General features: G+C 61.0%; 15 protein-coding genes. 5 read left to right on the forward strand and 10 right to left on the reverse strand.

The window, feature by feature from the left end; all coding sequences use genetic code 11:
* Window position 1: 1 nt before the first annotated feature.
* Entirely contained in the window at window positions 2-1,501 is a 1,500-nt protein-coding gene (locus BLW62_RS17555; protein WP_090508341.1) for a sodium:solute symporter family protein, read from the forward strand.
* A gap of 88 nt (window positions 1,502-1,589) precedes the next feature.
* Here BLW62_RS17555 and BLW62_RS17560 read toward each other — a convergent pair whose 3' ends face one another.
* From BLW62_RS17560 to BLW62_RS17575, 4 genes are all read right to left on the reverse strand, one after another.
* Window positions 1,590-2,114: a hypothetical protein gene (locus BLW62_RS17560; RefSeq protein WP_090508342.1), complete on the reverse strand. Its 525-nt coding sequence runs from the start codon at window positions 2,112-2,114 to the stop codon at window positions 1,590-1,592.
* Between the two features lie 143 nt (window positions 2,115-2,257).
* Window positions 2,258-3,448 carry an iron-containing alcohol dehydrogenase family protein gene (locus BLW62_RS17565; protein ID WP_090508343.1) on the reverse strand — a complete coding sequence of 397 codons (1,191 nt, stop codon included), beginning with the start codon at window positions 3,446-3,448 and terminating at the stop codon, window positions 2,258-2,260.
* A gap of 111 nt (window positions 3,449-3,559) precedes the next feature.
* Window positions 3,560-3,940, reverse strand: a complete 381-nt coding sequence (locus BLW62_RS17570; RefSeq protein WP_090508344.1) for a Zn-ribbon domain-containing OB-fold protein — start codon at window positions 3,938-3,940, stop codon at window positions 3,560-3,562.
* Entirely contained in the window at window positions 3,937-5,109 is a 1,173-nt protein-coding gene (locus tag BLW62_RS17575) for a thiolase domain-containing protein (RefSeq protein ID WP_090508345.1), read from the reverse strand. The genes BLW62_RS17570 and BLW62_RS17575 overlap by 4 nt, the downstream gene beginning before the upstream one ends.
* A gap of 163 nt (window positions 5,110-5,272) precedes the next feature.
* Between BLW62_RS17575 and BLW62_RS17580 the strand changes: the two genes are divergently transcribed.
* From BLW62_RS17580 to BLW62_RS17590, 3 genes are all read left to right on the forward strand, one after another.
* A complete protein-coding gene (locus BLW62_RS17580) occupies window positions 5,273-6,916 on the forward strand; it encodes an acetate--CoA ligase (RefSeq protein ID WP_090508346.1) in 1,644 nt (547 codons plus the stop codon).
* A gap of 293 nt (window positions 6,917-7,209) precedes the next feature.
* Window positions 7,210-8,817, forward strand: a complete 1,608-nt coding sequence (locus tag BLW62_RS17585) for a long-chain fatty acid--CoA ligase (protein WP_090508347.1) — start codon at window positions 7,210-7,212, stop codon at window positions 8,815-8,817.
* On the forward strand, window positions 8,814-9,581 hold the full coding sequence (locus BLW62_RS17590) for an SDR family NAD(P)-dependent oxidoreductase (RefSeq protein WP_090508348.1): 768 nt from the start codon (window positions 8,814-8,816) through the stop codon (window positions 9,579-9,581). The genes BLW62_RS17585 and BLW62_RS17590 overlap by 4 nt, the downstream gene beginning before the upstream one ends.
* A 345-nt stretch (window positions 9,582-9,926) precedes the next feature.
* Here BLW62_RS17590 and BLW62_RS17595 read toward each other — a convergent pair whose 3' ends face one another.
* The 6 genes from BLW62_RS17595 to BLW62_RS17620 form a co-directional block, all read right to left on the reverse strand.
* Complete coding sequence (locus BLW62_RS17595) at window positions 9,927-10,895, reverse strand: NAD(P)/FAD-dependent oxidoreductase (protein WP_090508349.1); 969 nt, start codon at window positions 10,893-10,895, stop codon at window positions 9,927-9,929.
* A 5-nt stretch (window positions 10,896-10,900) separates the two neighbouring features.
* Window positions 10,901-12,004: a hypothetical protein gene (locus BLW62_RS17600; RefSeq protein ID WP_090508350.1), complete on the reverse strand. Its 1,104-nt coding sequence runs from the start codon at window positions 12,002-12,004 to the stop codon at window positions 10,901-10,903.
* 4 nt (window positions 12,005-12,008) lie between these two features.
* On the reverse strand, window positions 12,009-12,596 hold the full coding sequence (locus BLW62_RS17605; RefSeq protein ID WP_090508452.1) for a UGSC family (seleno)protein: 588 nt from the start codon (window positions 12,594-12,596) through the stop codon (window positions 12,009-12,011).
* 303 nt (window positions 12,597-12,899) lie between these two features.
* The gene (locus tag BLW62_RS17610; RefSeq protein WP_090508351.1) at window positions 12,900-13,541 is read right to left on the reverse strand and encodes a type 1 glutamine amidotransferase; all 642 of its coding nucleotides are present in this window, start codon (window positions 13,539-13,541) and stop codon (window positions 12,900-12,902) included.
* A 113-nt stretch (window positions 13,542-13,654) separates the two neighbouring features.
* Window positions 13,655-15,022: a glutamine synthetase family protein gene (locus BLW62_RS17615; RefSeq protein WP_090508352.1), complete on the reverse strand. Its 1,368-nt coding sequence runs from the start codon at window positions 15,020-15,022 to the stop codon at window positions 13,655-13,657.
* 201 nt (window positions 15,023-15,223) lie between these two features.
* A complete protein-coding gene (locus tag BLW62_RS17620; protein ID WP_245726745.1) occupies window positions 15,224-15,748 on the reverse strand; it encodes a pyridoxamine 5'-phosphate oxidase family protein in 525 nt (174 codons plus the stop codon).
* A 261-nt stretch (window positions 15,749-16,009) separates the two neighbouring features.
* On the opposite strand from BLW62_RS17620, the gene BLW62_RS17625 reads away from it, so the two are divergent.
* Window positions 16,010-17,182, forward strand: a complete 1,173-nt coding sequence (locus tag BLW62_RS17625) for a mandelate racemase/muconate lactonizing enzyme family protein (RefSeq protein WP_090508353.1) — start codon at window positions 16,010-16,012, stop codon at window positions 17,180-17,182.
* Window positions 17,183-17,273: the final 91 nt, after the last annotated feature.

A 17,273-nucleotide genomic window follows, 5' to 3' on the forward strand; every position in this document is an offset into this window, starting at 1 on the left:
TATGCTCAACCCACTGCAAGTCACACCGGAAGTTTCGAGCGGACCGGAAGCGGTCACGATGCTCGTCCTGTACTTCATTCTGGTCACCGCGATAGGAGTGTACTTCTTCCGGAAATCGCGCGAGAGCACCGGTGATTTCTGGATCGCAGGCGGGAACATCCCGCTTTACGTCCAGGTCTTCGCGTACTTCGCGGTCACGGCGAGCGCCGGTTCGTTCTTCGGATTCGGTGGCTTCGCTTACGACTTCGGGGCAGCGTTCTCCTCGATGGTCGTGATCGCCGTCTGTGCAGGCGGATTGATGATGATGGTCACGATCGCTGCACCGATGCGACGAAGCGGCGTTTACACCGTACCGGATTACATGAAAAAACGATACCAGAGTACGAGCGTTCGGTTACTCGCTGGTATTCTCTTCGCCGTGGCGTCCTGGGCGTATCTCGTGCCCCAGCTGACCGCAGCGGGGATTACGATGGAGTTCGTTTTGCCCGATCTCGGCTACGAACTGGGGCTGTTCGTCAGCGTGGTCATCTTCGCACTGTACGTTTCACTGGGCGGGATGTGGGCGGTCACCTGGACCGACTTCATTCAGGGGATAATGATGTTCATCCTCACCCTACTCCCGCTCCCCATCATCTTCGCTGACATGGGCGTCGGCGGAACGCTGAGCGGTGCGATGGCGAACGATCCGGCCTTCGCGAGTAATTCCGCACCCTACCTCATGATATTGGGTGTCGGCTTCTCGTGGATTTTCGCGTACCTCGGTCTGCCGCAGTTCGGACAGCGAGTGCTCTCGAGTTCCGATGCGAAGACTGCCCGCCGAGGCTTCATGTGGATGAACTTGCTCTACATTAGCGCGTTCGTGCTATCCGCGTTCTTCGTCGCGGGTGCCGCGATGGCGCTCGAGCCGGACCTCGCGACCGCTGATCACTTCTACTACGCCGTTCTGGAAGAGTACACCGGACCGATCGTTCAAGGGATTGGTGCGGCCGGTTTGCTGGCCGCAGTGATGTCCTCGACGGACGCGCTGCTCGTCGCGCTCAGCGCGAGCGTCTCACACGACATCCCCGAGTCACTGGACATGGGACTAACGGAGAAACAAGAGACGCGGTTCGGAACGGTCGTGATCTGGGTCGGTGCGCTCGCGGCCGCGTACGTCGCGATTTCGCCGCCGGGAATCATCGGCGTTATGACCACGATCATCGCCGGCTTCGCGGCCTCCGGGTTGTTCCCCGCGTTAGCGATCGGTACGTGGTGGAAGCGCGCCAACGCACCGGGTGCAATTGCGGCGATGCTCGTTGGAGGAATCTCGTACGTGGTCTTGTTCCTTGGTGGATTCATGCCCGTCGAACAGTCGGAAGTCCTCGTGACGGTTCCACTCGGCGTGATTACGTTTATCGTGGTCACGTTGGCGACGCGCCGGCCAACCGGCGAAGAACTGCAGGGCTTCATCCAATTCCACCGTACCGACGACACGCCGACGACGGTCGTCTCTGACGACTGATCGACTCGAATTTGCTGTTTTCTCGAAGGGGACGAACGGTCGTCGTACGACCAACAACCGAGTGAGACGAAATCCGAGAGATTAGACGTCAGGCAGCGTCCGATACCGATTCCTGATCCACGCCGAGCCAGTACGTCCAGAGAACCCGAATCTTCCATCGAAGGAGGAACGCGAGACGGAACCCAACGTGATGGGTTACCTTCCACGGCGGATGGTCACTCAGGTCGACCATCCGTTGGACGAACCGTGCAATGTACGGACGCGTCGTGTTGTCGATGTCTCGAAGGTCGACGACACACGCACCCGACGTCATCTCCTCTCGCTCTTCTTCGGGGGAGAAGAACTTGAGCGCAAATCCAACCCCCGGATTCGACTTTGCGGTCACCGTCTGGATAGTAAACGGGACCGGCGATTCGACGGTGATTTCGTCACCGGTTTCGCCGGCCCCGAGCATGAACCGCTCGCCGTCTGTCGTCTCTAACTCCTCGAGAGAGTACTCGTACCCGAGGTCTTCGAGCGCCTCGGTCGCCAGTTCGACGAACTCCTCGCGCTCCAACCCACAGAAGGTACGCCACCGCCGACCGATGTACAGCGTCAGCAGTCTCCGGAACATACTCGGAAAACAATGGGGCCGGGAAAATCAATTGTGGTTAGTGTACAACGAGCTACGTTACGCGAAAACGAGGGTCGCAGTCGTCGACTCGCAACTCGATTCGAGTGTAATTCTTTCGTCTTCAGCGTCCACGTCTCACCGACTTACCACGCCTTTCGGAGGACCGCCTCGAGTTCGTCCGCGGTCGGTTCGAGTCCGTCGGGCGCGTTCGTCATCATCACGTCGTCTGCGACGTCGGTCGCGATTTCCGACAGGTCCGATTCGGACATGTCGTCGATTTCGCGAAGCCCCGTGGGAAGGTCGAGAGCGTTCCGGACCGTTTCGACGGCATCGATGACGGCGGCGGCAGTCGCGTCCGGATCGTCGGCCGGACCGACATCGAACCCTTCAGCCAGCAGGTCTCTGCGACCGTAGACGTTGTCGAAGACGTACCGAAGCGCGTGGGGCGCGATAATGCCGTGAGCGCCACCCTGTTGGATGGCGTACCCTCGAGAAATTCCGTGACCGAACGAGTGAATGACCGACGCGGTGACGTTCTCGCCGCCCAAGGCGCCGTATTGGGCCAACACGGTGCCGACGATCGAGTCGTGTAGCGTCTCTTCGCTGCGGTCGCCCTGTCCGAGGCGCGGTAGCCCTCGACCGAGCAATCGGAGACTCCGAACCGCCGTTCCGTCCGTTATCGGCGTCGCATTATGCGCGTACAACGACTCGACCGCCTTGTCGAAGCCGTTCATAGCCGACGCACAGAGAATCTCGTGCGGCGTCGTCTCGAAGAGCGCCGGATCGTAACACAGCGCTTCGGGCATCAACCGTCTACCGATGAGGGCACCGCGAGTGAACCCCGACTCGCGGGCGGTGATCCCAGCAACGGCGGAGAGGTCCGAACCGGCAAGTGTCGTCGGTACCGCGACGATCGGAACTACCTCTTCCTCCGGCATCGGAATCGTTCGCTGACGTTCGAACGTCGATCGAACACCTTCCTCCGACCGGTCGCCGGCCGAAACGACGCTCATCACTTTCGCGATATCCAAACTGCTTCCACCGCCGAGACTCACGAGCGCGTCGACATCGTCCGCGTTCATCCGATCGACGCCGTCGAAGACGGTCGTCAATCGCTTGTCCGGAGTCGTCTCGTCGAACACGCCCGCGAGCCTATCGCCGATCCCGTCGACGACCGGATCGATCACCGAGTCGGTCGCACCGACGGTCGATCCGCAGACGATCAACGCCCGCTCGGCGCCGATACGCTCGAGTTCGTCCTCAATTCGTGCGACGCTGTTCCGGCCGTAGACGATCGTCCCCGGATCGTACGCGAATCGGTAGTTAGCTGCCATATGGTAACTCTGCACAGAGTCTGCGAAATACATTTGGATCGGAACGATCGAACGTCTCTCGACGGAGAACGCGGATGCAAAATAGCGGTGGTCGGTGTGGTCGGATTCCGGTCAGTTCGGTTCGAAAACAGGGGCAACGCCCTCGTTCTCGATCGTACCTGCCAGTTCGACCGTCTGGCCGATCTCGACGGGCTCCGGAACGTGGGCCATCACTCGAGCGTCGTCGAGGTCGACGAGCACGATGTGATACGGACCGTCGAACCCTTCGGGAACGACTTCAAGTCGCGTCTCGGTGTACACCGTACCGGTTGTCGGCAGTTCGACCGTCTCGATGTCTCGGTTGCCACACCGAGCGCACGCCGCCTTCGGTGCGGCAGTCGCGTGACCACAGTCACCGCAGTGTTGTCCGAGCACCGTTCCATCGCGAATCGCGGTCACCCAATCGCTGTACGTCAACTCGTCCGGAACAGTCTCGAGATCGTCCTCGCTCATGGTGTGGCCTCCATGACGGTTACGAACGTCGTCGCAGTATCGCCACCGAGGTTGTGTGCGATGGCGGTCTCCGCATCCTCGACCTGTCGCTCTCCGACGTCGCGGCGGAGTTGTTCGGTGAGTTCGACGATCTGAGCGGTACCGGTGGCACCGATCGGATGTCCCTTCGCTTTAAGTCCACCGCTGGGGTTGACCGGGGTCTCGCCGTCGAGCGCCGTGCGACCCTCGGCCGCTGCGACGCCCCCGTCTCCGTCAGGAACGAGTCCGAGCGCCTCGATTGCGATTACCTCCGCACCGGTGAAGCAGTCGTGAACTTCGGCGAAATCAACGTCGTCGGCATCGATCTCGGCTTGTCGGTACGCTTCCGTTGCCGCGTCCCGTGCAGCCGTCGTCTCGGTCAGCCCCTGCTTATCGGCGACCGGGACGATATCCGTTGCGTGACCGATGCCAGTCACCATCACGCCCTCTCCGTCATAGCTGTCCGCGAGGTCGGCGGACGTGACGACGACCGCGGACGCGCCGTCCGAGAACGGACAACAGTCCATAAGGCGGAACGGGTCTGCGATGATCGGACTCTCGAGGACGTCTTCGACCGTTGCATCCCCACCGAAATGGGCGCGCGGATTCATGCTTCCGTGGTGTTGGTTTTTGACTGCGACCTCGGCGAGTTGTTCTCGAGTCGTTCCGTGGTCGTACATGTGACGCTTGGTTAGCAATGCGAAGACGCCGGGAAACGTAATGCCCGTGGGCTGTTCGTATTGGCGGTGAGTCGCGCTGGCAAAAATCTCGGTCATTTCGTCGGTCTCTTTCCCTGTCGTCGGCGTGCACCGCTCGACGCCGCCGATCAATACGGTGTCGTGAATTCCGTTTTCGACCGCCTGAACGGCGTGTTTAAACGCGCTCGAGGAGGTTGCACAGGCGTCTTCGAATCGTTGACAGGGGATCCCTCGAAGACCGATGTGACTCGCCACTGCGGGCGCGAGGTGGGACTCGTTTTCCGTCATTCCACCGAGCGTGTTCCCGAGATAGAACGCGTCGATTTCGTTTCGGTCGATGCCAGCGTCGTCGAGCGCCGGCAAAGCGGCGTCGGCGAACAGTTCCGACAGTGGTTGGTCGTGAGGACCGAATTTCGTCATACCGGCCCCTACGACTGTGGCTCGTGCTTCCATACGGCGTATGCTATGTGACCTGTTATCATAAAGACTGAGACGTGGTAACTGGCTGTGTCGTCTCGAGTCCATACCGATTCGACTAGCCCGTCCGAGCCGATACACCCCTCGAACGAACACCGGGCGGTAAGTATATGAGATGGAAGGTCGAACGCCAAGTTGTATGCTAACAGGCGACGAGTACGAGAGTGTCTACGAGTCGTACGACTGGGACGCGATACTCGACTCGTACGATTGGGACGCACCGGCGGAACTGAACATGGCACACGAGGCGTGTGACCGTCACGCCGGGTCCGGGAACGTCGGCTTCGCGTGGGTTTCGAAAGATGGAGCGCTCTCGGAGTACACGTTCGCAGAACTACGGGACGCATCGAACCGCGTCGCGAACGCGCTGACGGAACTCGGGGTCGAAAAGGGCGATCGAGTCACGACGTTGCTCCCGAAAATACCCGAAACGATCGTCACCGTTCTCGGCGTCTGGAAAACGGGCGCGATTCACGTTCCCCTGTTTACCGCGTTCGAGAAGCAAGCCCTGGAGTTCCGAATCAACGATTGCGAACCGGACCTGCTGTTGTACCACACCGATCACGACGAGACGGTCGCCGAACTGGATATCGATGTCGGTCCCGAGTTCATCGCAGTCGGTGACGAGGAAGGTGACGCAAGCGACTACTCGTACGACGAACTCGTCGACCGTCAATCGTCCGAGTTCGACGTCGTTCGAACCAGTATGGACGATCCGTCTACGATGCAGTACACCTCCGGGACAACGGGGCCGCCGAAGGGTGTCGTCATGTCTCACAAGGTGTTGCCGATTCTGTACCCGCACACGACGTACGCGATGGACGTCACCGAGGACGACGTCGTGTGGGGCGCTGCAGACCCAAGCTGGTCCTACGGACTCTTCACCGCAGGATTCTCTCCCATGGCGCTCGGTGCGACCCGCGTCCTCCACTCGGGACAGTTCGATGCGGAGCGATGGGTCGAAATCCTCGACGAACACGATATCACCGTTATGGGCGCAGCACCGAGTGCCTACCGCGGGATCATCGCGGCTGGAGCGGATCTCCTCGAGGGGCACTCTTTCGAGAGCTTACGCGTCCTGAGCAGCGCCGGCGAGGCGCTGAACCCGGAAGTGAACAACTGGTTCGAGGACAACTTCGGTCTCAAAGTCCACGACACGTACGGACTCACCGAAGCGGGGATGATCGTCAACAACTACGCCGGACTCGACATGGACGTCAAAATCGGGTCGATGGGTCGACCCTGTCCCGGCTACGAGGTCGAACTCCTCGACCCGGAAACCAGGGAGCCGGTCGGCACCGACGAACTCGGTGAGGTCGCGGTCAAACCCAGGAAGTGGGTCCTCATGGAGGAGTACTGGGGGATGCCCGAGAAAACCGAAGACGCATTTCACGACGGTTGGCTGCTCACCGACGACCTGGCGCGGAAAGACGACGACGGGTACTTCTGGTACGAGGGACGAAGCGACGACGTCATCATCTCGTCGGGCTACCGCATCGGGCCGTTCGAGGTCGAGAGCAGCCTCATGGAGCATCCAATCGTCGCCGAAGCCGCCGTCATCGGTGTCCCTGACGAGCAGCGCGGCCAGCTCGTCAAAGCGTTCGTGGTCCCAGTCGAGACGCCAGACGATGCCGAGTCGACGCTCGAGGACCTCCAGTCACACGTCAAGGAGCGCCTAGCGAGGCACGCCTACCCCCGGGAAATCGAATTCATCGACGAACTCCCCACAACCGCGACGGGGAAGGTTCAACGGTACAAACTCGAGGAACGCGAAGAGGTGTGATGGCGGAGCAGTGATCGGTTCGCAGACTCGAGGCCGTACCGGCACTGCGGACTGCTCGTTCCGATCCGCCTGGCGTCCGGTTGGTTCGTTCCCGCTCAGGACACTGTCGAGCGTTCGTCCGGCGAAATCGTCGACTCACCACACGGGTAGCGGGAGGGAACGACGAGTTTCATATGGGTGGAAGTAACTACCACGAACGAAGGATGATGACGAAATGATCGACCGCATCGACCGCGAAGTCACGAGCGGAGATGGCTCCGCGAACCAGACCGCGCGATCCGACTCACAAACAAATGACTGAGCTGACGCTTCGACCGTTCTTCTGGCGACCGACGAATCTCTTTCCCGAGAAGCGCATCGCCTCTCGAACGCACGACGGGATCACCGACTACACGTACCACGAGTTCGGCACCCGCGTCCGGTCGCTCGTTGGTGCACTGCTGGAGCGCGAGTTCGGGCCGGGAGATCGGATCGGGACGTTCGGCTGGAACCACCACCGTCACCTCGAGACGTACTTCGCTGCGCCGCTATCGGGTGCACAACTGCATACGATCAACGTGATGCTCGGCGACGACGATATCGTTCACATTATCGAGGACGCCGACGACGACGTTCTGTTCGTTGACCCCGGCGAACCGCTCGAAACGATCGAACGGCTGTGGGACGACCTCCCGGTCGAGACGGTCGTTGTCATGGCCGATTCGGTACCCGAAACGGACGTCGACGCGATCGCGTACGAAGAGTTGCTTCAGAAAGCGGACCCGATCGCCGACAACGAATTCCCTCACCTCGAGGAGGACTACCCCGCCGGAATGTGTTACACGTCGGGAACGACCGGTCGGCCGAAAGGTGTCGAGTACACCCAGAAGATGATCTACGCCCACGCCATGATGGTGATGACACCGGCTGGGCTACACATCGACGAAACCGACGTCGTCATGCCCGTCGTCCCGATGTTTCACGTCAATTCCTGGGAGTTCCCGTACGCCGCGACGATGGCCGGTGCCACGCAGGTCTATCCCGGCCCGTCACCCGAACCAGCAGATCTTCTCGAACTGATCGAGCGAGAGGACGTCACGATGACCGCGGGCGTTCCGACCGTCTGGATCAACTTGCTCGAGCACGTCGACGAACACGGCGGAGACCTCTCGAGTCTCGAACGGATCGTCGTCGGCGGAAGTGCGGCCCCCGAGGGAGTCATGCGCCGGTACGACGAGGAGTTCGACGTCACGATGGAACACGCGTGGGGAATGACGGAGACGATGAGTATCGGCTCGGTCTCACGACCGAAATCCACCATGGAGCAGTGGGATTCCGGTCGAAAATACGACAAGCGAAAGAAGCAGGGGCTCCTCTCACCCGGCCTCGAGATGCGCGTCGTCGACGACGACGGCAACGAGGTCGACTGGGACGGACGATCCGTCGGCGAGTTGTGGGTCCGCGGCCCGACCGTCATCACCGAATACTACAACCGTCCTGACGCCAACGAGGAAGACTTTCACGGTAATTGGCTCAAGACTGGTGACATCGTCTGCGTCGACGACGACGGCTATATCGAGATCATCGATCGAACGAAAGACGTCATCAAAAGCGGTGGCGAGTGGATTTCGTCGATTGAACTCGAGAACGCATTGATAGCCCACCCGGACGTCGTCGAAGCAGCCGTCATCGGCGTTCCTCACGAGAAGTGGCAGGAACGGCCATTCGCTTGCGTCGTGACCGCAGCGGACGCCAACCCGTCCGAAACGGAACTGTTGGAGTTCCTCGACGACGAGCTCGAGCAACCGAAGTGGTGGTACCCGGACGAGATAGCGGAAGTCCAGTCCATCCCGAAGACGGCGACAGGAAAGTTCGACAAGAAAATACTTCGCGATCAAATCGACAGTAAATACCAACAATGAACGAACAATTCGACCTCACTGGGCGAGTCGCACTGGTAACCGGCGGTGGGCGCGGTATCGGACGGGCCATCGCAATCGGTCTCGCAAACGCTGGCGCGGCGGTCGTTCCCTCGGCCCGGTCGACCGACGAAATCGAGCGAGTCGCAGATGAAATTGAATCCGCTGGCGGCGATTCTCTCGCAGTCTCAGCTGACGTCACCGACCCCGACGCCGTTGCGAACATCATCGAACGCACGAAAGACGAATTCGGCGGAATCGATATCGTCGTCAACAATGCGGGGTTCAATCCCGACGACGCGCTCGGTCGCCCGGAAGTCGTCTCCACCGACAGTCTCGACCGCGTCCTCGACGTGAACTTGAACGGCGCGTACGAAGTCACACAGGCAGCCGCCGACGAACTGTTCGAATCCGACGGTGGCACGGTGATCAACGTCGCAAGTGTCGGTGGATTAGTCGGCCTTCCCCGGCAACACCCCTACGTCGCCTCCAAGCACGGCCTCGTCGGTCTCACAAAGAGCATGTCCCTCGACTGGGCGCCGGACGTCCGCGTGAACGCAATCGCCCCCGGGTACGTCTCGACGGAACTCACCGAGGAACTCGAGTCAAACGAGCAACTTCGACAATCGGTAATCGACCGGACACCGCTCGATCGATTCGCCGAACCGGAAGAGATCGCGGGTCCAGTCGTGTTCCTCGCGAGCGACGCTGCAAGCTTCGTCACCGGAACTGTACTCGCAGCCGACGGCGGCTGGACCACGCGGTGAACTGCCTCGGGGTCAAGCCCCGAGGCACTCGCCTTGCTCTTCTGTAGACCATCGCACAGAACTCAGTGTTTCGTGGAGCTACTTTGAAAAGTGAACAGGTGGCCCGAGATTAATTCGGCTGAATCTATGAGGGGTGTTAGGTAGATGGATCACTGAATCATTGAATTAGTGAATCACTGAATTAGTGAATCACTGAATTGGTGATGTCCGGAGTCCTGATCTCCAGAGATAGGCTCTGAGAGTTACAGATGGCTAGATCGTCGACGAAGAATACGGCCTCGGAGCGGTCGTCGTTCTCGCTCGTTCGATGGGAAACGCCGATGCTGGCTTTTCACCGCCGCGTATTCACTCATCAAGATACACCGATGCCGACCGGACGGCGGTGACGCCGTCGCCGAGAGCAGTGGTAATCGACTGCGGCGAGGACTGCCGAACGTCGCCAGCGGCGAACAGTCCGGGAACCGCCGTCTCGAGCGACGGATCGACGACGACGGCGCCGCAGTCGGTCCGCGGTATCCACTCCGGGAGGAACGACGCCTCCGGTTCGACGCCGTGTTGAACGTACAATCCGCCGACGGTTTCGACGGACTCGGTTCCCTGGGTGCGGTCGAACAGTTCGAGCCGCTCGAGGACGTCGTCACCACTGACGCCCCTAATCTCGGTGTCAGTCCGTACCTCGATGTCCGGATGGTCGTCGACCCTCTCGCGAAGCGTCTCACCGGCGGACAGTTTCGGCCCCTCCTCGATGATCACGACGCGTTCTGCGTGCTCGGTCAAATAGAGCGCGTCGGTCAGCGCCCATTTGTCCCCACCGGAGACGGCGATACGTTCGCCGGCGTACAGCGGTCCGTCGCACATGGCACAGTTGAAGATACCGCGACCGCGGTACGCATTTGCGTCGGGGACGTCTAGCCGGATCGGCCGACCGCCGGTGGCGACGATGACGGTCCGGGTGCTGTAGGTACCCGCTGTCGTATCGATCTCGAAGCCGACGCGTTCTCCGTCATCGGCACGATCCGGAGTGCCGTCGTCGTTTGCCGCCTCACCGTCCAACTGACGGATGTCGTCGACGGCCGCAAGCTGGACCTGGCCGCCGACATCACGGAGTTGGTCGACCAGCGTCGAGCGGAGTTCGGGACCCGTGGATTCGGAGCGACCGGGAAGGTTCTCGAGAGTGTGGCGGTTGACGAGTTCACCGCCGACGGACTCCCGCTCGAATAGAACCGCCTCTACCCCGTGGTGGCCCGCTTCGATGCCAGCGGCTAACCCTGCCGGCCCCGAGCCAATCACGAGGAGGTCGTAATCGTACACCATCTAAGCTAGTCGTCGCTCGGCTGTCCCCACTCGCGGTCGAGTTCGTCGCCGTAGCGCTCGAGGAGCGCCTCCCAGTCGTCGGGCAGTTCGACGCGTTTCGTCGTCGGACCCCCGAGGGTCGGCCCCATCGCGGCGTTGAACCGACCGCTCCCGCCGGTTACGAACAGTTTGATGCGGTCGGGGTCAGCGAACTGTCGCCGCCAGAGCGACTGCAACCCGTCGTCCCTGGCGCTACCGCCGCCGAGACCGGACACCTCTTCGGCCCGTCGGAGGGCATTTTCGGAGATGTACTCCTTGATCTCGGCTTTCGTGTAATCCTCGAGTTCTTGAGCGTTGTACGGACAGAGCGCGTAGTACACCTCGAGTTGGGCACCTTCGTAGCGCTCGTTGGCCGTCTCGGTCTTGAGCCCGACCATGTGGGGCGGCGTGTTACGGATCAAGCTCTCGACCATCTCCTGGTCGCCTCGCGGACCCGCTTCGAACTTGTACTGGAGGAAGTTATTGGGTGCCGCGAACGTGATCGTGCTGTCGTCGCGGTCGTAGCCGCGCTCGACGTGCAGCGGCTCCCAGGGGCTGCGCTCCTCGTTCTCCCCGGCGATCAGGCTGAATTTGAACGGGTTGCCGATGGTTGCCATCTCCTTCTCACCGGGATGGATGCGGGCGGTGTTTTTGTATGCCAAGCCAAGCGCCCGCCCGACCGTCTGGTTAGTGCGGAAGCCGGGGCCGAACGCGGCGGTGTCGGAGTTGACCTCCAGCGCTCGCCGAATAGGGCCGTTGACGACGAAGAGGTAGGCCCACGAGCCGGTGCTGACCGACGCTTGGATGGCGTTGGACTTGGGATCTGCCAGCGCCCGCGCGCCGGCGACTAACAACGGCATGTGGATCGGCAGACAACCGGCCATCACACCGTTGACCGCCAATTTCTCGACCGTGAGGGCACCCTCGCGGGTCCCGAGTCGGCCGATCACGTCGTCGCGCGGCAAGTCGGTCCCCTCGAGCATCTTATCGACGCGTTCCTCGGTCGGCGGTACGACCGGCAGGCCGTCGGTCTTCCCCTTGCGGTAGAACGACGTCGTCACACTCTCGATATCGGTTTTCTGTTGGCTCATGGGTCTACCGATCCCCCCCAGCGACGACCGTCTTGTCAGACTCTGCGTCCTCGGTGGCCTGCTCCTCGGGTGACGGCGGCCGCGTCACTTCTTCGAGAATGTTGTCGAGGACATCGGCGGTAATCTGCTCGCGGAAGCGATCACGGTCGACTACTTCCGAGATCGCCGGCAACGTGTAGTAGCGCATATCACGGCCGAAGTCGCGAGCGTTGGTGTCCCAGTCGAGCGCGAAGCCCTCGTCCACAATGCCGACGCCCGGCGTACCGCTTCGTTCGACCGCCTCGATGCCGTAAACGAGATACTTCGTACAGGAACCACAGTCGCCGATAGCGCCGATGCAGGCGTCGAGATTCTCGTCGGCCCACGCCTCGATGTCCGCCATCTCCTCTTCGTTCTTAATGCGGTTGAGATGGGCGACGGCGTACCGATCGACCGTTACGGTTGGATACGCTTCCTCGAGGCGCTCCTCGACGACGTCTAGCAACGGCTCCGCCGCCGGCTTCCCGTTGTCGAACAACCCGATACGCGTCCCCTCAATCTGCTCGAGTCGCGGGGCGATGGGTTTTCGCTCTGCCTCTTCGGAGTCAGCCACAGGGTCGTACATGCTGGTCTTGTCATATGTTATCAATTGTATTGAAGATGAAGGTTTGTCAACGTGACTTTCAGGGGAACTAGTATAGAGATTAGAACCGATTAGATGAGGACGAGAGAGGAAATGGACGAACGATACGGTCCGACGGTGTTCGAGTAGGAGGTACTCGAAGCGGTCGAGTCAGAAACCAATACCGAACTCACCCGCTAAACACCGCCGGAGGTGCGTCGATATTTCGCACAGTTCTGCAACAGCCTCGGTAAAAGTAGTCGCTCCGTCCGCGCCAGTACCACTAGATCTGGTCTATGTCGCTTCGCGACAGTACTGCGCAAAGTTCTCGAGTACCCGCGTCGCGTTCGAGTCGTCGAACGAGTGGGAGCCGTCGGCCCAATCGCTCGGTTCATCGCGGACGCGCTCGGTGAACTCGGGGTGGAACTGGACGGTCCAGATCGGCGCATCCGCGTGTCGGCTGCAGAAATGCGCGTTGTAGTCGGTCCGCGCGGTGGACGCTAGTGCGTCGGCTGGATCGACGACGAAGTCGGCGTGTAGAACCGGAACGATGGGATCGAGATCGGCGAGTGCGAGGTCGTCCCTGTCGGTGGACTCGAGTTCGACGAACGTGGCGCGGCGTTCGTCCCGTTCGACGACGCCGCCGAGTGCTTGATGGATCAGCTGGTGACCGAAGCAGACGCCGAGCAAGGGAACCGTTTCGTCGCGACAGCGGCGGACGAGGGTTTCGGCCGGTTCGATCCAATCAGCGTGCTCGTCGTCGTAAACGCTCGCGGTACTGCCGCTCAGAACGACGCCGTCGAACGATTCCAGGTCTGGAAGGATCGGCTCGTCGACGAACACCCGATACTCCGTCTCCCCTGGAGTCAGGCGAGCAATCTCTGGAGCGAGATAGCGGTAATCGGGTTCCACTTCCAGATCGAGGACGAGTATCATTGGCCCATACCTAGTGTGCGTCCGTAATGACTCTGACGAGGAGCGACATGGTAGGGAGGGTGCAGACGGATACGGAAAGAAGAGAACATACGTGAATTTATACTACTTCGACGTCATAGAGTCTTTACGTACTGTTCTCGTTCCCAGTCGGTCACGGTGTCGCGGAATGACTCGAGTTCTGCTCGCTTGGCGGCGACGAACGCCTGGATCAACTCGTCGCCGAGGCGGGCTGTCAGCGTGTCGTCGGACTCGAGTGCGGCGAGTGCGAATTCGGGCGACTGCGGCAGCGGCGGCCAGTCGCCTGCAGGGTCGCCGGAAACAGGGGGCTCGGGCTCGAGTTCGCGTTCGATTCCGTCGAGGCCGGCCGCGATGGTGGCCGCGATGACGATGTAGGGGTTAGCATCTGCACTCGGGATTCGGTTCTCGATGCGAGTCGTGCCCGAGGGGATTCGGACCCCGGTCATGCGGTTGTCATATCCCCAGGAGGCGGTGTACGGTGCGAACGAACCTCGCTCGTAGCGCTTGAAGCCGTTGATAGTAGGGGTTCCGAGGGCCGCAAGAGCTTCTGCGTGATCGACGATACCGGCCACGAACTGGCGGCCGGTCTGTGAGAGGGAGCCCGAATCGTCGTTATTGGCGACCACATCTGCGTCGTCGGCTTCGAATACGTTCTCACCGTCTCGAAACGCCCCGACGTGCAGATGATAGCCGCTTCCCGCTCGCCCGCCGAACGGCTTGGCCATGAACGTCGCCCAGAGATCGTGACACCGACCGGTTTGCTTGACGAGTCGCTTAAAGTCAAACGTGTCGTCGGCCTGTCCCATCGGAGTGCCGTACTCGAACAATACTTCGAGCTGGCCGGCCCCGTGTTCGTGCATGAGCGACGTCACCGAGGCGCCGTATTCGTCGCTCCAAGCGGCCAGATCGTTGTAGTAGGCCGAGACCTCCTCAGTCGCCCAGGAGATGCACTCGTGTTTGTGGGAGGTGACCGGCTCGTACCCTTCCTCCGTTTCGGAGAGCAGGTAGAACTCGAGTTCACTCCCGACGGTGAACTCGAACTCGTCGGGGGTGGACTCGAGTACCCGCGCGAGTGCGGTCCGCGGGGAAGCGTCGACGGGTTCGTCGCCGTCGACGACATCACAGAGAACGCGTGCGGCGTCGTCGCGCCAGGGGAGGCGACGCGCCGTGTGCGGGATCGGACGAAGTGTCCCGTCACCGTAGTCGATTTCCTCGCCGACACCGGAGCCCTCGGGGACGGCGTTGCGCGGCGTCTGTGCGAGAAGCAAGAGATTGACCGAAAACCCGGACGCCCACGAGTCGAGGAAGTAGTCGGTGCGCAGCTGTTTGGTCCGCGAGATGCCGTTGATGTCGGAAAATTCGGCGAAGACGTGGTCGATATCGGGGTCCGAAAGCAGGTCGAGCATCCGTTCGACGTGGTCGTCCTCGTGCTCACGTGGAGCGGGTCTACTCGCGTCAGTCATCGATTTCTCCGGTGTGGCGGTCGTGAGCGATCGCAGACGGTTCGGTCAGTGGCTGGCTTTCCGCCCCTGTGTCGACGTACCGTCGGTGCTCGGGGGTACGGGCTCTCATTGTCTGTTCGTACCGTCTTCCGTCTCACTCGGGCGTAATAAGTTACTCGTTGACACGGGACACAGATCGCTCCGGACCGTCTCTCGTAGCGATCACCGAAGCGGCGACTCGTACGCACCCGGCTCATCGGCCGGCTTCTCGCCGCGCTTGCCGCTCCAGCCCTCCACGTCGAGTCGATAGACGGCTGTCCGGTCGATCGACTCGTTACTCATCAGATCGTAGTCCTCGCCAGGGGTGAGCTGTGGGGCGAACTTGTCCATGAAAGACTCGAGTACCTCCCGCTTTTCAGCACGCGTCGTGAGGAGGTCAATCGACCCGCAGGCAACGACGCTCGCGTATTCGACGGTGAAGCTTACTGGCTCGTCCGCTGGAATGAATCGCCCCATCTCGCTCGTCGTGAAACACGCCGGCGGTTCGTCGCCACGCTCGACGATGTCGTAGGCGCGACCGTCTCTCGCACCGTGAACATAAATTGCGTCGTCCTCGCAGACGAACAGTTGCGTCACGAGGTGAGGTGCCTCCTCATCAATCAGCCCAAGAACGCCGGTTTCTTGCCCGGACAGGAAGTCACAGATCCATTCTTCGTCGTCAATTGCCTTTCCCTGGCACCGTATCAAGTCGGACGTAACGGTCGGCGAATCCTCAATGCCGTTCGTATGCCAACATGTAGCATAAGTTTGCACGATACCAATTCCCGTTCACTTTGTTCGAGTACCGGTCAATTCTCGCTGTGGTAGACACCGACATTCTCGAAGACGCATTGTGGGGAGTCGTATTCTCCTAACGGTGCCTGTCGTACCACAGTGGTGAGTTCGGATCGAGCCGTTCGCACCCGACCGACATAATTTATACACATTGTTATCATACCACACTGGACGATGGAGATAACAGACGTCCGTGCAGTTCCGCTATCGGCAACGATTCCGGAGGAACACCAGTTTCGCAGCGATTTCGGGGCCAGAGTCAAAAACGACGCGACGCTGATCTACGTCGATACCGACGCGGGGATCACCGGCATCGGGACCTCGCTCGGGACGCCCTCGGTCGTGAAAGCGATCGTCGAAGACAGCCTACGCTCGGCGTTGGTCGGTGAAGATCCGACTTACGTCGAGCGACTCTGGTCGAAACTCTACAACGGCTCGAGAACTGAACCTGCTTTGGAGCGGGGCTACACACAGCCCCGGTACGATCGTCGCGGGATCACGTTCGAGGCGATTTCCGGGATCGATATCGCCCTCTGGGATATCTTAGGGAAACACCTCGAGCAACCGATTTACAAGCTGCTCGGTGCCGCTCGCGATTCGGTGCAGGCCTACGGCAGCGGCGGCTGGGCACCAGGCGAGGAGGCCGGGCCTCAGTTACAGGGGTACGTCGACGAACACGGGTTCGACGCGGTCAAGATGCGCGTCGTCGGCGAGGACGACTTCGGGATCGAGCACACGGTCTCGCGGGTTGAGTCCGCCCGAGAGACGCTCGGCGACGATATCGACATCATGGTCGACGCCCACGGCTCGCTGGATGTCACGACGGCAATTCGACTGGCCAACCGACTCGAGGAGTACGACATCGGGTGGTTCGAAGAGCCGGTGACGCCGGACGACCACGCGGCGCTGGCCGAGGTCCGCGCGTCGACGGAGATTCCGATCGCGACGGGCGAGAGCGAGTTCACCCGGTTCGACTATCGGAGTCTCCTCGAGCACGACGCGACCGACATCCTCCAACCGGACGTCGCTCGAGCGGGCGGGTTCACGGAGATCAGGCGGGTCGCCGCGATGGGATCGGCGCGAGGGGTCCAGACGATTCCACACGCCTGGGGCAGCGCCGTGCTCCTTGCGGCCAGCATCCATCTCGCGATGGCCCTACCGAACTGCCACATCCTCGAGGTTCCCCAGGCGCCGTACATGCCGATGCTGTGGGACTTCTTCGAGGAAGATTTCGAGATCGATGACGGACGGGTGGTCGCCCCCTCGAGGCCCGGCCTCGGGTTCACCGTCCAAGACGACGTCGAGGAGCGCTTTGCGTTCACAGAGGGACCGGAGTACGTGTATTAGCGAATCTCACGAACCCATTCGACGTCACGTAACTCTCGAGCCACCGTCGTACAAACGAAGATTGGGGGCCAGCACCGCTCTCAACACGACG

This window comes from Natronorubrum sediminis (genome assembly GCF_900108095.1).
Classification (GTDB): Archaea; Halobacteriota; Halobacteria; order Halobacteriales; family Natrialbaceae; genus Natronorubrum; species Natronorubrum sediminis.

Coding starts and splice junctions, on each gene's coding strand:
- BLW62_RS17595 (WP_090508349.1), bottom strand. CDS start 10,895: ATGGTGTACGATTACGACCTCCTCGTGATTGGCTCGGGGCCGGCAGGG.
- BLW62_RS17565 (WP_090508343.1), bottom strand. CDS start 3,448: ATGGCAGCTAACTACCGATTCGCGTACGATCCGGGGACGATCGTCTAC.
- BLW62_RS17625 (WP_090508353.1), top strand. CDS start 16,010: ATGGAGATAACAGACGTCCGTGCAGTTCCGCTATCGGCAACGATTCCG.
- BLW62_RS17600 (WP_090508350.1), bottom strand. CDS start 12,004: ATGAGCCAACAGAAAACCGATATCGAGAGTGTGACGACGTCGTTCTAC.
- BLW62_RS17570 (WP_090508344.1), bottom strand. CDS start 3,940: ATGAGCGAGGACGATCTCGAGACTGTTCCGGACGAGTTGACGTACAGC.
- BLW62_RS17590 (WP_090508348.1), top strand. CDS start 8,814: ATGAACGAACAATTCGACCTCACTGGGCGAGTCGCACTGGTAACCGGC.
- BLW62_RS17580 (WP_090508346.1), top strand. CDS start 5,273: ATGCTAACAGGCGACGAGTACGAGAGTGTCTACGAGTCGTACGACTGG.
- BLW62_RS17575 (WP_090508345.1), bottom strand. CDS start 5,109: ATGGAAGCACGAGCCACAGTCGTAGGGGCCGGTATGACGAAATTCGGT.
- BLW62_RS17585 (WP_090508347.1), top strand. CDS start 7,210: ATGACTGAGCTGACGCTTCGACCGTTCTTCTGGCGACCGACGAATCTC.
- BLW62_RS17615 (WP_090508352.1), bottom strand. CDS start 15,022: ATGACTGACGCGAGTAGACCCGCTCCACGTGAGCACGAGGACGACCAC.
- BLW62_RS17555 (WP_090508341.1), top strand. CDS start 2: ATGCTCAACCCACTGCAAGTCACACCGGAAGTTTCGAGCGGACCGGAA.
- BLW62_RS17610 (WP_090508351.1), bottom strand. CDS start 13,541: ATGATACTCGTCCTCGATCTGGAAGTGGAACCCGATTACCGCTATCTC.
- BLW62_RS17560 (WP_090508342.1), bottom strand. CDS start 2,114: ATGTTCCGGAGACTGCTGACGCTGTACATCGGTCGGCGGTGGCGTACC.